This is a genomic window from Levilactobacillus yonginensis, from assembly GCF_964065165.1.
In the GTDB taxonomy this organism is placed as follows: Bacteria; Bacillota; Bacilli; order Lactobacillales; family Lactobacillaceae; genus Levilactobacillus; species Levilactobacillus yonginensis_A.
Map to the genome: position 1 here is coordinate 1049937 of NZ_OZ061549.1, position 14493 is coordinate 1064429.

13 protein-coding genes are annotated in these 14493 nt (G+C 47.2%); 6 read left to right on the forward strand and 7 right to left on the reverse strand.

From position 1 onward, the window contains the following. Window positions 1–38: 38 nt before the first annotated feature. On the reverse strand, window positions 39–578 hold the full coding sequence (locus AB3Y94_RS05200) for a dUTP diphosphatase (RefSeq protein WP_367295309.1): 540 nt from the start codon (window positions 576–578) through the stop codon (window positions 39–41). A 174-nt stretch (window positions 579–752) separates the two neighbouring features. Between AB3Y94_RS05200 and AB3Y94_RS05205 the strand changes: the two genes are divergently transcribed. From AB3Y94_RS05205 to AB3Y94_RS05220, 4 genes are all read left to right on the forward strand, one after another. Then, the gene (locus tag AB3Y94_RS05205; protein ID WP_367295310.1) at window positions 753–1073 is read left to right on the forward strand and encodes an N-acetyltransferase; all 321 of its coding nucleotides are present in this window, start codon (window positions 753–755) and stop codon (window positions 1071–1073) included. 25 nt (window positions 1074–1098) lie between these two features. After that, the gene (gene rpiA / locus AB3Y94_RS05210) at window positions 1099–1785 is read left to right on the forward strand and encodes a ribose-5-phosphate isomerase RpiA (protein ID WP_125693017.1); all 687 of its coding nucleotides are present in this window, start codon (window positions 1099–1101) and stop codon (window positions 1783–1785) included. Between the two features lie 237 nt (window positions 1786–2022). Next, window positions 2023–2829 carry an aldo/keto reductase gene (locus tag AB3Y94_RS05215; protein ID WP_367295311.1) on the forward strand — a complete coding sequence of 269 codons (807 nt, stop codon included), beginning with the start codon at window positions 2023–2025 and terminating at the stop codon, window positions 2827–2829. A gap of 426 nt (window positions 2830–3255) precedes the next feature. After that, window positions 3256–4590 carry a C1 family peptidase gene (locus AB3Y94_RS05220; RefSeq protein WP_367295312.1) on the forward strand — a complete coding sequence of 445 codons (1335 nt, stop codon included), beginning with the start codon at window positions 3256–3258 and terminating at the stop codon, window positions 4588–4590. 177 nt (window positions 4591–4767) lie between these two features. Here AB3Y94_RS05220 and AB3Y94_RS05225 read toward each other — a convergent pair whose 3' ends face one another. The 6 genes from AB3Y94_RS05225 to AB3Y94_RS05250 form a co-directional block, all read right to left on the reverse strand. Continuing rightward, a complete protein-coding gene (locus tag AB3Y94_RS05225; protein ID WP_367295313.1) occupies window positions 4768–5898 on the reverse strand; it encodes a glycerate kinase in 1131 nt (376 codons plus the stop codon). Between the two features lie 24 nt (window positions 5899–5922). Continuing rightward, the gene (locus tag AB3Y94_RS05230; RefSeq protein ID WP_367295314.1) at window positions 5923–7227 is read right to left on the reverse strand and encodes a GntP family permease; all 1305 of its coding nucleotides are present in this window, start codon (window positions 7225–7227) and stop codon (window positions 5923–5925) included. 364 nt (window positions 7228–7591) lie between these two features. Then, window positions 7592–8824, reverse strand: a complete 1233-nt coding sequence (locus AB3Y94_RS05235; protein WP_367295315.1) for a serine hydrolase domain-containing protein — start codon at window positions 8822–8824, stop codon at window positions 7592–7594. A 124-nt stretch (window positions 8825–8948) separates the two neighbouring features. Further along, window positions 8949–9620: a 2,3-diphosphoglycerate-dependent phosphoglycerate mutase gene (locus AB3Y94_RS05240; protein WP_367295316.1), complete on the reverse strand. Its 672-nt coding sequence runs from the start codon at window positions 9618–9620 to the stop codon at window positions 8949–8951. Between the two features lie 189 nt (window positions 9621–9809). Further along, window positions 9810–10868: a DMT family transporter gene (locus AB3Y94_RS05245; protein WP_367295317.1), complete on the reverse strand. Its 1059-nt coding sequence runs from the start codon at window positions 10866–10868 to the stop codon at window positions 9810–9812. Window positions 10869–10908: 40 nt separating this feature from the next. After that, a complete protein-coding gene (locus tag AB3Y94_RS05250) occupies window positions 10909–11856 on the reverse strand; it encodes an AEC family transporter (RefSeq protein ID WP_367295318.1) in 948 nt (315 codons plus the stop codon). Window positions 11857–12223: 367 nt separating this feature from the next. On the opposite strand from AB3Y94_RS05250, the gene AB3Y94_RS05255 reads away from it, so the two are divergent. Both AB3Y94_RS05255 and AB3Y94_RS05260 read left to right on the forward strand, forming a co-directional pair. Further along, window positions 12224–13369, forward strand: coding sequence for an LCP family protein (locus AB3Y94_RS05255; RefSeq protein ID WP_367295319.1), 1146 nt, complete (start codon window positions 12224–12226; stop codon window positions 13367–13369). A 142-nt stretch (window positions 13370–13511) separates the two neighbouring features. Beyond that, the gene (locus AB3Y94_RS05260; RefSeq protein WP_367295320.1) at window positions 13512–14411 is read left to right on the forward strand and encodes a metal ABC transporter solute-binding protein; all 900 of its coding nucleotides are present in this window, start codon (window positions 13512–13514) and stop codon (window positions 14409–14411) included. The last annotated feature ends 82 nt before the right edge of the window (window positions 14412–14493 follow it).

Sequence of the window (14493 nt, forward strand, 5' to 3'; positions counted from 1 at the left end):
CGGTGTTCCCCACTAGTCCGTTGTGCTATTTTTCTGACCTAATTTTTGTCCGAAGACCCAAAACCACCCGTCCGTTGCTGGCGTGGAATCTGCTCCCCATCAGCGAGTAAAAATGGCATAAAAATCCCCTGCGCAATCCGTTGGCCCTTCTCGATAGTGAGGTCAGTTAGACCCACGTTGACCAGTTGAACAAAAATTTCGCCTTCGTTTTTATCATTATTATAGTAATCAGCGTCAATCACGCCCACCCCGTTTGGCAGAATCAAGCTATGCTTCAATGGATTGCTGGACCGGTTAGCCAGCATCAACACCTCACCTGGCTGCATAAACGCCTTGATCCCCGTCGGAACCAACCAAGGCTTCAAATCACTTTGCCCGGCCATTAACTCAGTCGCCGTTAAGGGTTCGCGGTGCTTAAGACGTTTAAAGGCGTGTAATAAATCATGGCGCCAAATAGAAGGTAACGTAAAGTCCTCGGCGCACTCAAAGTCGTAGCCCGCCGCCTGCTGCGTAGTTCTATAAGGAAGTTTTAACCCCTGATCGGCATACTTACTGACAATTTCAAATCCCCGTTGCATAAAAATCGACACTCCCTCATTTTTAGATGAACGCTAATCTTTCACTCTGTTACTAGAATAAGCATCCTCAGACCAGATTACCAGCAAAAGCACGTTCTCTCGAAAATTAGTTGACAACCCTTGCCTGATAGACCAAAATCGAAGTGAGACTGGTTTGAGAAAGGAGTTTTTGGCATGGTGTTGACGGAAGAACCTGGTCGCTTGACCCTGACGGTCGACGACCAGTTACAAGCAAGCTTACACTACGTTTGCTTAAGTGGCTCAAGCTGGGTACTCGAACAGATTTTTGTTCGGCCATCACAGCCCGCTACTGAATTAGCTGCTCAACTGATCACCCGGTTCATCGAGCTAGCAATGGCGGCACACGTAACCGTCAAATTGCTGGACCCGTACGCCAAACGCTACTTTGCTCAGCATCCCGCACCCACGTTACTGGCAGAGCATCAATTGCCAATCAGTGGAGCTGCAGCGATACAACCAGTATCTTTAAACTAGAACATTCAGAAGAGGAGACATTTAGATGGATCAGAATGCATTAAAGGCCCTCGTTGGCCAAGAAGCTGTAAAGTACGTCAAAGATGGCATGATTTTAGGTATCGGTACCGGCTCAACCGTCCGTTACATGATTGATGCCCTTGGCAAGCGCGTTAAGGAAGAAGGCCTCAGCATCGTGGGGGTCGCCACTTCAGACCGTTCCGCTAAGCAAGCTGAATCATTGGGTATCACCATTAAGCAATTGGACGAAGTTGACCACCTCGACCTCACCATTGACGGTGCTGACGAAATTGACGACAACTTCCAAGGAATCAAGGGTGGCGGTGCTGCTCACCTCTGGGAAAAAATCGTAGCGATTAACTCGACCAAAAACATGTGGATCGTGGATGAAAGCAAGATGGTCCACCACTTAGGCCAATTCCCGCTTCCACTGGAAGTCATCCCATTCGGTTCCACCCATGTGTTGGAAAAGCTGGATAAGATGGGCTTACACCCTGAGTTCCGGATGCAAGAAGACGGCAGCCACGTGCTGACCGACTCCAAGAACTACATCATTGACCTGCACCTGGGCCGAATCGACCATCCCCATGAATTGGCCGATACATTAAACGGCATCGTGGGTGTCGTTGAACATGGTCTCTTCTTAGACACGGTCAACACGGTGATTGTCGGTCGCCAAGACGGACCAGAAGTCTTGAACGCACGGGACTAGTTTTCACTTAACTCTAAATTTTAAACTGACTCATTTAATTCGATTGTGGAATTAAATGGGTCAGTTTTTTTGATGGCCTTTATAAGACTCTTTTTGGTTCAAGCTCCCATTGTTCATGGGGTCTAAACTAATAGCTTCCCGGTGATAAGGTGCCATCCGTGAAACTATTAGTCCGGTAGTGTATCATTAATACATGTTTAATATTGCTTTAAAATATTTGTAGAGTGAGGTAATTACATGGAAACGACACAGTTAAGCAACGGCGTTACCATCCCCATGTTAGGATTCGGAACTTACTTAATTGACAGTAAGGACGTCCCAGCAGCTATCAAGACAGCCCTAGATGCTGGCTATCGGCATCTCGATTGCGCCCACATTTACGGCAACGAACCGGCTGTTGGTACGGCCATCAAGGCATCTGGCATTGACCGTTCTGACCTGTTCATCACGTCCAAAGTTTGGAACGCCGACCAGGGTTACGATAAGACTCTGGCCGCCTTTGACCAGACGTTAAGTGACTTACAGTTAGACTATTTGGATTTATATTTGATTCACTGGCCAAACGAAGAAAACTTCGACCTCACCTTAGACACTTGGCGCGCCTTAGAAACCCTCTACCAACAAAAGAAGGTTCGCGCCATTGGGGTTTCCAACTTCTCCGAAGACCAACTGAACCAGGTCTTTGCTATGGCTAAAGTTAAACCAATGGTCAACCAAATCGAACGCCACCCTTACAAAGTACAAGCCGAATTAGGTAAGTTCGACACGGACAACGGTCTGCTTAACGAAGGGTACTCACCAATTGGCCACGGTCACCTGATTCTCGAAGACCCCGTCATCACTAAGCTGGCTGACAAGTACGGTAAGTCACCGGCACAAATTGTTTTGCGGTGGCAAGTCGATACTGGCTTTGTGGTCTTCCCTAAGTCCTCAAAACCAGCCCGGGTACGGGAAAACTTTGAAATTTCCGGCTTTCATTTAACGGCCGAGGAAATTGCAGAAATCAACGGCTTAGATCAAGACAAGCATTTAAATTACGACTAACCCAGCGTTCTACATTAGAAATACCGGTCATTCAAAGCTGACCAGCGTCTGGGAGAAATGAAGTGCCCCATAATTGTTAGATTGGTAATTCTAACGATTATGGGGCACTTCAAGTTAGTGAGTTTCCTTTTAATTTCTCAGTTACCTATTTACGCTTAAGCAGGTGGCTAATCAACCAAAAGGGTGTGCGCCAAGGGCGGTTAGTCAACCAACATTAACGTCGATAGACGCATAATTCCGGGCTTAGATTGTTTGTCTGTCGGGGTTAAACGGAGCTGACTGCCGTTGTCGCACGCTTCGACTATATTTGTTCGGAACGCAAAAGGACCTGAGACTTTTGTCCCTGACCTCACGAATTTTAACCAGACCTATACAAAAATGAGAAGATTGGGGTACAATGAGAGAATAGTTAGGAGAGTGACGTCATTGAGTAAAGAAATCACGGCGGATCAAACCGCCCGTTATCAACAAGCTTTAGCTGCTGACCCCACTGCAAAGGTCTTAGAACGGGCCGTCAGTCATCAAGGAATTTTAGCAACCTCTGCCGATTACGCATCAGAAACCGACATGACTCCCGTCTTCTCCATTGATTTGGACACTGGAAAAGTTGCCAACCAAAAGCAAAGTGGCCGCTGCTGGATGTTTGCCGCATTGAACACGATGCGTCATCATTTAGCCGACCTCTTCAACTTAAGCGATTTTGAATTATCTCAAAATTACGCCAACTTCTGGGATAAGTTCGAAAAAGCCAACTACTTTTACGAAAACGTCTTGGCCACTGCTGACCAACCAACGTCTAGTCGAAAGGTTGCCTTCTTAATGGCCACCCCACAACAAGACGGTGGGCAATGGGACATGCTGTGTGCCATCATTGAAAAGTACGGCATCGTGCCTAAGTCCGTCATGCCTGAAACTTACAACAGTTCCAAGTCCAGCGAACTCAACAGCACGTTGAACTTAAAGCTACGTAAAGATGCCGTTATTCTACGTAAATTAGTTGCCGACAAAGCTAGTGATGCTGACATTGCCGCTGCTAAGGACAAGATGTTAGGCGAAGTTTACCGTTTACTGAGCTTCTCACTCGGTGAACCCGTTAGCGAATTTGATTTCGAATACCGCGATGATGACAAAAACTACCACATCGACAAGGGCTTGACCCCTAAGTCCTTCTTCGACAAGTACGTCAACTGGGACTTAAGTGACTACGTTTCCATCATCAACGCCCCAACCGACGATAAGCCATACAACCACACCTACACCGTTGAAATGTTAGGTAACGTGGTCAACGGCCGCCAAGTCAAGCATTTAAACGTTACGATGCAAGACTTCAAGCAACTGGCCATCAAGCAATTGCAAGCTGGCCAATCCGTTTGGTTCGGTTGTGACGTTGGTCAATCCTCAGAACGTCAAAAGGGAATCATGGACACCAAGTTCTACGACAAGGATGCCCTTTTCAACATCGACTTCTCCACGACCAAGGCAGAACGCCTCGATTATGGTGAAAGTATGATGACCCACGCTATGGTCTTAACTGGTGTCGACTTAGTCGATGGCCAGCCAACCAAGTGGAAAGTTGAAAACTCCTGGGGTGAAAAGGTCGGCACGAAGGGTTACTTCGTGATGAGCGACGCTTGGATGGATGAATATTGCTACCAAGTTGTTGTCAACAAACAATTCTTACCTGAAGATTTGAAAAAAACTCAGGAAACCGAAGAACCAACTGTTTTGGCGCCATGGGACCCAATGGGTGCTTTAGCTTAAGCAGCAGTTATTTCCTAATAAAGTTCAAAAGTCCGCGAAATCTTCAATGATTTCACGGACTTTTTGGTTTGTTAGACTGACGCTTTTAGCGTTTCAAAAAGATTTATTGTGGCTTCAAACGCCGTACCAGAGCCCTGTTAAACCTCCAGTAGTTCCTTGGCAATCATACCCACCAGGCTACTTGATCACACGAGCAATATTTTCCGCAGTCCGGGCCAAATTGGCCTGTCCCGTTTGAATGGCAGTTGGCAAATCAACGACTCCCGGTAGGATGCCAAAGATGGCATCGATTCCCAAGTCATAGAGTTGGTCAATCCCCTCACCCACGTTGCCAGCCAGACCAATCACCTTAGCATGTGGACTGACCGCTTTCACAGCCTGAGCCGTTCCCATTGGCGTCTTCCCATACTGCGTCTGAAAATCAATAGCTCCTTCACCAGTAAAAGCCAGGTCAGCACCGACTGCTCGCTCTTTCAGGTGCGTTTCACGAACCACAATTTCGACACCCTGCTCCATTTGTGACTGGGTAAACGCTAATAGACCCGCTCCCAATCCGCCAGCAGCACCAGCACCAGGATAATCTGCCAAGTCTTTTCCCAAAGCTTGTTTAATAATTGTTGCATAATGGGCCAAGTTTTCATCAAGAACGGAAACCATCTCTGGTGTCGCTCCCTTCTGCGGACCAAAGACGGCTGCCGAGCCTTTTGGCCCCACCAACGGATTCGTCACGTCAGACGCGATGCGAACCTTGGTTTGGGCCACCAGCGGATCAACTCCAGAAACGTCGATACTGGCTAACTCGGCCAAGCCACCACCACCCCGCTTGATGGACTCACCGGCAGCGTTAAGGAACTTGACACCCAACGCCTCGGCCATCCCTTGTCCGCCATCTGTAGTAGCACTACCGCCAATACCAATAACGATTTCCCGAGCACCGTGATGCATTGCATCCAGCATCAGTTGACCGGTCCCGTAGGTCGTTGTAATCAAGGGATTCTTAGTCTCATTATTAACAAACTGAATCCCACTAGCCGCGGCCATTTCAATGACGGCAGTTCGTTGATCACCCAACAACCCGTATTCAGCAGAGACGGTCTCACCTAAGGGGTTCAGCACATCGGCGTGTTTAAAAGTCCCCTGTGTGGCATCAACCAGGGACTGCACCGTCCCCTCGCCACCATCAGCCATTGGCACAATTTCATAGTCTGCATCCGGGAATACCCGTTGTAAACCGGTGTGAATAGCCTCGGCTGCTTGTTTCGCAGTCAGGCTTCCTTTAAATGAATCTGGGGCGACCACAATTTTCATAAGTAAACCATCCCTTCTCTTAATCTAGAACAAGGTAAACATGATGACTCCCACAATCGTCATCGTCAACCCCACAGCCGTTTCATAGGGGACCGACTGCATCCGTTCTTTTAAAGTCATATTCATCGCATTCGCCGTCACGTGGAAGTAATTTCCTTGAGGTAGGTGATCAATCACCGTAGCACCCGTATGAACCATCACAGCTGCCGCTAATGGCGCCGTACCAAAGGCCAAGATAGCTTTACCGAATGACCCGGTGGCTAAAATAACACCGGTCGATGTCGATGCCGTAGCTGCAGCCATCAGGATACCAGCAATTGGGGCCAAGAAAGTGCCAGAAATACCGGAAATCTTGATCAGATGTACAATAGCTGCGGGAAGCGTTGAGGTCGTAATCAGACCGCCAATCGCTCCGGCTCCAATCAAAATCAAGACGACGTCCGTCATCCGTGCCATACCAGCCTTGGTATAGGCCAAAACTTGCTTGCCCTGGTGCATGGCTAGCATCCCAACTAACCCCGCCAATGGTAAAATATACATGGCGTCCACTTCAAATTTTTCTAATAACTCAATATGTAAAATACTCCCAACGGGATTCAGAAGGAGCAAAATAACTGCCAATACGGGTGCAACAATAGCGGACCGCAGTGAAGGCAGTTCTACCGGTTCATCGGACGTACTCTGGTCTTGATTGGCCTGCACGTCGGCCATCGTGGCAATGGCACCCCGATGGCGCAACAACGTAGCAATTAATACCGTCATGATTAGCCCAAAGACAGCGGGAATAAAATCGGCCACCATTAATTGACTCAATTCAATATTAAAGCCATGTGCAGCAGCAATGGTGTTAGGATTTGGCGAGATAATGTTCCCCGCCTTCCCCCCACCAGACAAGGCAACCAGCAATGCCAGCTTAGAAATTTTCATCCGGCTTCCTACTTCCAGCGCAATTGGCGCCACAATCAGGACAGCTACGGGAATGAAGACCCCTACGGCGGTAATGATCATGGTTGCCAGCGCCAACGAGAAAATAGCGAGGCTTTCACCAAACTTTGTGACGATTCCCCGTGCAATGGCGTTCGCCGCACCGGACTCCATCATGACACCAGCAAAGACACCAGCAGCCAAGACCCGGACAACGGTTCCCATCACGCTCTGAGAGCCCGTCACCACAATGTTAACGGTTTGTGTAAGATTAGCACCACCAATAAGTGCGCCCACAATAGTTCCCAGGAGTAATGAGTAAACGGGATTTAATTTACGAAGAATTAAAATAATTGCAAGAGCCAACCCGATTAAGGCTCCAATCCAGCTAACAGAAACTGACACGTGTAGTCCACTCCCATCTTAGTCATTGTTCTCCAGTAGATTTCACAAAGGACTCTTGCAGTATAGCGCAATGCAGTTTCTTATGAAAGCGCTATATTTATCCGGACTAATTATTGCCGCACCCGTGAATTCACGTTCTAACTGCAGGTATACCGGTTTAATATAATCGGTTAAATCCAAGTAAAATTCGTTTTGGCCCACAATCAATTTCCAGACTAATCTGAATATTGGCTAATTAACATTTAAAGTCGCCAGGCGAATTTCACAAATAACTTGGTACCTAAAAAGGGGGGCCCGGATTAAATCCCGGCCCCCTTTACGTTAAATTGGCTGACACTACTACCCGCAGGCAGCCAACGCCAGGCTATTTAAGACTTTTTGTCGTTAGCACATGTTTAAAGGTGGTCTTCGCTAGCTCCTCGGTCGACCAGTCTGGCCACATAGTCTTCTTGTAGAAATTGTTTGAGAGAAAAATCACCCCGGTCCGCCCATTCTTACTCATGACGAACGTCCCTTCGTAGAATTCTCCTAACCCATGACCATAGTAACCAAGCTTCTCAAAGTGGTACATCCCACCGGCATAGTCTGCGTCCGCCAAATTAGCTTCATGGAGCACGTTGGCTCCACTAGGCGTTGCCAACAGAGTCCCCTGAATGATGGCCCGCTCTGCTCTGAACAGGTCACCAGCACTCATTGTCGCATTACCAGTGGCCACCTGAGCCTCCATATCTCGCATGGACGTTGAGACCGGCGTGGTGTAATCACCCGGAATATTGCCTTTATACCCCATCGTCATCCCCTTCGTTGTGGACCGAATCTGGGCAAAGGAAGTATGGTTCAAGTCCAGTGGCGTCACCATGTGTTCATAGAAGTTTTGATAGTAGGATAATCCGGTCACCCGGTTGACAATGGCCGCCAACAGAACAAAACTGATTGGCTGATAGTTAAACTTATTGACTGACTGCTTATCTACCCGGGCCAGTTGGCTAGCGTACTGGTACACGCCTTTCTCAGACAACGTCGTACTAGGATCAACCTCTCCCACCAGACCAGCCTTCATATCGAGCATCTGCCGTAATATCACCCGCTTACTACCAGCAATTTTCGGGTAATATTTACTTAATTTATCCGTCAGCGAAATTTTACCGGCTTGAACGGCCCGCATGACCAACATTCCCGTCATCGATTTCTGAATGGAGTTCACAACAAACTGAGAGGTCGCCTTGTTCTGCTGTTTTTTCTCCGCATTGGCCATCCCAAATGACCGCTGATAAACCACGCGGTCGTTCTTCACAACTAAGGCCGTCCCACTGAACTTCTTATCCTGCAATGCCGTAGTCAGTTTGCCCGTAAAAATCGGCGTTCGTTTCCCCAAATTACGTCGATCAAATGCAGTCACTTGATGTGTACGCTGTCGGCTACTGTCGCGGGCATCCGAACGAATATCCCGTTTAATTTTCTTGGCCGACTTACGATTAGACGTCGCGATTTCTTTTTTGTCCTGTGTATCGATCTGATGCATCCCAAAGACCAGGCCACTTATCCCCAAGATAATGACCAGTAACACACCCCAATGGATCAAATTTCGCTTATTCACTTTTCCCCAATCCCCCATCTATTGATACTACTAGCTTGATTATACGAAAAAGTTGGCCAAAAACAATGATTTATGAACATTGCTTCCGCCAACTTAATTATCTTATTCTTTTGTTAATTTTCACCTACAGAATGGTCTTTCGTAACACATTCAACCGATTATCAAAATCATAGCGAATCGGTTCACCGTTCGCAACTTCAACCTGACTGATATCTGCATCAGCAACATGATCGAGATACTTAATCAATGCCCGCAGCGTACTCCCATGCGCGACCACTAACTGATTGTCACCAGCCAACAACCGAGGGGCAATTTCATCCTCCCAATAAGGCATCAATCGATGATAGGCCATTTCCAGACTCTCACCCAACGGCTCCACGTGGGACCCAAATTGATCATAGCGCCGGTCCTGGGTCACGTGATCCAGCAACGGTGGCACCGTTTCAAAGCTCCGCCGCCAAATCTTCACCTGGGCAGTCCCTACGGCCTCCTGAACAGCCGCCTTATTCTTACCACGAAGCGCCCCATAATGCCGCTCGTTCAGTCGCCATGACTTATACTCTGGCAAATAAAGTTGATCAATGGCTTCCAAAATGATGTGAGACGTCACAATTGCCCGCTGAAGCATGGACGTGTGCAATGCCGCAAACTGGATACCGGTCTCAGCAACCAACTCACCAGCACTCCAGGCTTGATTCCTGCCCTTAGCTGTCAGTGGCACGTCACTCCACCCCGTGAAAATATTATCCCGGTTAGCGACACTCTCTCCATGCCGTAAAATAACTAGCGTTGCCATCGCCATACTCCCTTTCTCTCAGTCATTTCAATCAATTCCCACCAACCATGATACCATAGCTCCCACAGCGTTTCGTCTAATTCGTGTAACTTTTCACGAGAATAATTGGGTCACCTGCTGAAACATATCCGCTACTAAAAAAATGCCACCGTCCTCCATTTAAAAGGACGTGTGACATTGGTTTAATGATTAATCGGTTGAGGACTCTTCAGTGTGTCGTTCTAATTTGGCTAAAGCAGCTTTAGCAATTGCCGACTGTTCAGCCATAGCTGGCGTTTGAAAATCGCTGACATCCTCTTCTTCCAAATCGGATTCGCGTGCCTTGACCCGGTTTCCCATGAAAGTAATGACTGACCCGATCAGAATGATGACAATCCCAACAATGGTATTCGTCAGAATTTTTTCGTGAATCAGAACAGCCGCCATGATTGGCGCTAATCCTGGCTTGATAAAGAAGACCAGTGAAGCGGTGGAGACATCGGAACGTTCCATTGCCAAGAAGTAAAAGGCAAACCCACCACCGGTCACACAAACCCCGATGAAAAACAGAATCCAGAAGTAGTGGAAGCTAACATTTTGTAAAATTGGCATCGCAGCAAATTGGCGTAGCCACCCCACCTGACGCATGTTGCCAGCAATCGCTGGCACGTGGGTAATGGCCATGATGATAAACAGTTCTAATGAGCCAGCCAAGAAAGTAAAACAGGTCATCACAATTCCGTTGAATTCGTGCCGGACAGAACCCCACCGAGAAACAATACTGTACAAGCCAAAGGTCAATGCCGAGGCGATGGCTAAGGTCAGCCCCACGGGATTCGTTAAATGTGCGGGATTAACGATAACTACCAGACCAATGATGGAAACAATGACAGCAATTAAGTTAGCTCGCCCCATTCGTTCATGCAGGATCAAATACGAGAAAATCAAAGCAAAAACTGGGTTACAACTGAACAACACGGCGACGGTGGAAGCTTCATCCACCGTAATTGCCAATTGATACAGCGTCATACTGATGATGACACAGACCAAACCGGTCAGGAAGAACAACGCCCAATCACTTCGATTTAAGCGATGTTGTTGTTTATGTAAGGCACGTAATGCGATGGGCAGCAAGACAATGCCCCCAATGAAGAACCGGATAAGGTTCAACTGAATGGGGTTGAACGCCCCACCGGCTGACTTCAAAGCGATTTCCATTGAACTAAACATTAAAGTTGAAAATGCGATGTACAACATTGTTTTTCTCAAAACGAAAAATTGTTCCTCCTTATGTGAACCGACTCAACAATTAGGCAACGTGCTGGACGATCACCATCAGAATCGGAATCACCACTAAACTTAGGAGGGTCGTTTCGGTTACCATGATGGCCGCGTAATCGGCGTCTGCTCGATAGAGCTTGGCGACTACTGGTGCATTCGTCATGACGGGCATCGCTGCTTGCAAAATAAAAACCTGTTTCATTAAAATTGGTAAAGGTAACGGTAATACTAGGCACGCCATTAGGGTCGGTGCCACAATAAACCGTCCAAACAGAATGCCCCAACTATCTCGGTTGAACCGGATGTTCTGCAATCCTGCCCCGGCAATGGCAGTCCCGATAAAAATCATCGACAATGGAATCGTCAGACCACCGATATACTGGAAATCCTTCATAATCCAATCTGGTAATTGGATATTTAAGAGGACCAAGAGAACGCCCACGATGAACCCCAGTAATGGCGGTGAAAAAATCTTCTGAAGGGTATCTTTGAGGTTGAATATAGCCTTGCCTTGACCATCACGCTGAATGAGATAAACCCCTAAAGTCCAAAAGAAAGTCGTGTTTGCCATGTAATAGACTAACACGAACGGTAAACTCTTCGGCCCAAACAACGCTTCATTCACGGGCAAGCCCACAAAGACCGTGTTTGAATTCAAAAACATTGATTCAAACAGTCCTCGGTGTTGCGGGTGAATCCGAAATAGGTGGAAGGCAATCATCGAAAGGCCAAACATGATCAGCATTGAAATAATCGGAAACCGGAGATCCGGCAACGTTCGTTTCAACGTGACCGCGGAAAACTTCGCGGTAATGGTGCTGATCATATAGGCCGGCAACGCAATCTGCGTCACCAACCTGGCGATTAGCTTCGGCGCTTGATCGTCAAACCAGCCTCGGCGGGAAAGCACGTACCCCAGGCTGATCATGACCAAAATGATCAAGACCCCTGAGACACTTCGAATAAAGACGGCCATTGGCTAACCTCCCCGCTAATCGTTACGAAAAATTAGAGTTTCTTAAGCAACGCGTCTTATTATAGCATAGGTCCGCGCAAACACGTCTGCGGAACCGTTTACAACCAGTGTTCTTATCCGGTTTATCCTACCTTGACAGCTTGTGAATTCTCCAAAATTGCGGTAAACTTTCCCTCATTATCTGGGAGTTGACGGGACCCACACATTTACGAACGTCGAAATTTATGGTCTAATGGATTAATTGAGTCTACAGATAGGATTCCAGGGGAATTTTAAAATCTGGTAAAGTTGGTTTTCACCCTTTTAACTGGTGGTAAATCTGACTTATAATGGTCTAAAGATTTTGATGAGGATGAGGAAAATAAATATGCCAAACGATAATGAACCACGGCGGCACCACTCCCCCGAAGACTTTGAACAAGTCTACGACCGGCGTGCCGACCGAAACTCACACTACAAACAACCACAAGTTCACCCACATCGACCAGTCATGTGGACACTTGTCATCGCCCTACTCGTTCTGCTAAGTGGGGGCTTAGCATACGGCTATCAGGCGTGGAATTCGGCCAAGAAGACCTTCAGTCAAACTTACGAGGCCTCAAACGCCGCAAAAAGTCGAAACGTGTCAGCCGTCTTGCGGTCAAACAAACCTTTCTCAATTCTCCTAATGGGAACTGACACCGGTGCCTTAGGCCGTTCAGATGTTGGCCGAACCGATACCATGATGGTTGCCACCATTAATCCACAGAAGGAAACGGCCTACTTAACGAGTATTCCGCGGGATACCCGGGTCACAGTCGGTTCCGGTCAGAACACTTCTATTCAGAAAATTAACGCGGCCTACACCATTGGTGGTGCCAAAACTGCCGTTAAAACCACGGAAGACCTCTTGGATATTCCAATCGACTTCTATGCCATTGTCAACATGGGTGGGTTGGAAAAGATGGTCAACGCCGTTGGTGGTGTGGATGTTAAGCCTACACTAACTTTCCAATATGGCGCTGCTAATGTGGTCAAGGGTAAAAAGACCCATCTCAATGGAAAACAGGCTCTAGATTACTCCCGGATGCGTCACGAAGATCCGCTGGGTGACTACGGTCGGCAAAAGCGACAACGAGAAGTCTTACAAAAACTGTTTGTGAAGGCAGCTGGGCTCTCATCAATTACCCGCTACCAAACCATCCTTAAGTCCTTGAATGGTAATTTAAAGACTGACTTGACTTTCGACGATCTGATGCAGATTCGAGCTAAGTACGGTGATGCCTCTCACCACATCAATTCTGAAACCTTACAAGGACAAGATGCAATGATTGACGGTCTTTCCTATCAAGTTCCTACCACGACCGAGCTTAAAAAGATTTCTAATCATATTCGGAAGACTTTAGGCCTGGCCAATACGACGAAGTTTACGACTGACGCTGATGCGTCTACCGATGGGACCACTGGTACTGGTTATGACAATACTGGATACAATGCCACCGGCGCTGCGACCAATACTGGTTACGGTTACTAATAGATGAATGATCAAGGTTTGAGATGAACATCTCGAACCTTTTTTTATGCCGTCGTATAAATTTAACTTGTCACGTAAATTAAAGTCCTGTAATATCTAAATAGTAATTATTACTATCTAGATATTAAGGAGTGTTTTTTAAATGTCAGTTTTTTTAAAGAAATTTTCAGTTATTGGGGTGCTACTGCTAGCTCTATTCACGTTGACTGCTTGTCGTCATCAGTCGCAGTCAACGACCACTCGGACCAAACCAATCCACGTTGTCGCTAGTCTAGACTTTTACGGTGAGGTCGCTCGAGCCGTTCTAGGGGACCACGGAACCGTCACCACGATTATTAAAAGCGCAAGCGTTGACCCCCATGACTTTGAACCCACTCCCCAGGACGCAGCTGCGGTCTCTCATGCCACTATCGCTTTAGCTAACGGACTTGGCTATGATGCCTGGATGCAAAAGTTGATCAAAAGTAGTGGCAATGATCATCTTAAGGGTATCCAGGTCGGTGAAGATGTCATGGCCAAGAAAATGGGAGCTAACGAACATATCTGGTATGATCCCGAAACAATGACACGTCTGGCAACGTACTTAGCCACCCAATTTGGCAAGACTGCTCCCAAATATCGGTCCATTTACCAAAAAAATGCAAACAGGTACATCCAACAGCTAGCCCCATTGCAGCGTCAAATAAAAAAGTTAAAACAAGGAAGTGACCACCGTGCTGTCGATGTTAGCGAACCAGTCTTTGACTATGCGCTCAACGCGCTGGGCTACCGACGACTTAATCAGCAATTTGAAATAGCTGTCGAGAACGGTACTGACCCTACTCCTAAAACCATTCGAAACATGCAGAATGACATTAAGCAACGCAAAATTGCTTTCTTTGTTAACAATAGTCAGACTAGCGATAAAACCGTCAAATCATTGGTTAAACTGGCCAATACCCATCACGTGCCTGTTCTTAATGTGACAGAAACGTTGCCGCAGGGGAAGACCTATCGTTCGTGGATGACCAGCCAGTATACCCAATTAGAACGAATTCAATAATTGGATACGCTGATGCAACCAAGACGTCCACTATTTTTGCTGGTCAACAGTTTACCAGAATTCTCCATCTGGTTAAATCCAT

What these genes read in the sequence shown, in the direction of transcription:
- AB3Y94_RS05200 (WP_367295309.1), bottom strand. Translation starts at nt 578, where the DNA reads ATGCAACGGGGATTTGAAATTGTCAGTAAGTATGCCGATCAGGGGTTA.
- AB3Y94_RS05205 (WP_367295310.1), top strand. Translation starts at nt 753, where the DNA reads ATGGTGTTGACGGAAGAACCTGGTCGCTTGACCCTGACGGTCGACGAC.
- rpiA (WP_125693017.1), top strand. Translation starts at nt 1,099, where the DNA reads ATGGATCAGAATGCATTAAAGGCCCTCGTTGGCCAAGAAGCTGTAAAG.
- AB3Y94_RS05215 (WP_367295311.1), top strand. Translation starts at nt 2,023, where the DNA reads ATGGAAACGACACAGTTAAGCAACGGCGTTACCATCCCCATGTTAGGA.
- AB3Y94_RS05225 (WP_367295313.1), bottom strand. Translation starts at nt 5,898, where the DNA reads ATGAAAATTGTGGTCGCCCCAGATTCATTTAAAGGAAGCCTGACTGCG.
- AB3Y94_RS05240 (WP_367295316.1), bottom strand. Translation starts at nt 9,620, where the DNA reads ATGGCAACGCTAGTTATTTTACGGCATGGAGAGAGTGTCGCTAACCGG.
- AB3Y94_RS05250 (WP_367295318.1), bottom strand. Translation starts at nt 11,856, where the DNA reads ATGGCCGTCTTTATTCGAAGTGTCTCAGGGGTCTTGATCATTTTGGTC.
- AB3Y94_RS05255 (WP_367295319.1), top strand. Translation starts at nt 12,224, where the DNA reads ATGCCAAACGATAATGAACCACGGCGGCACCACTCCCCCGAAGACTTT.
- AB3Y94_RS05260 (WP_367295320.1), top strand. Translation starts at nt 13,512, where the DNA reads ATGTCAGTTTTTTTAAAGAAATTTTCAGTTATTGGGGTGCTACTGCTA.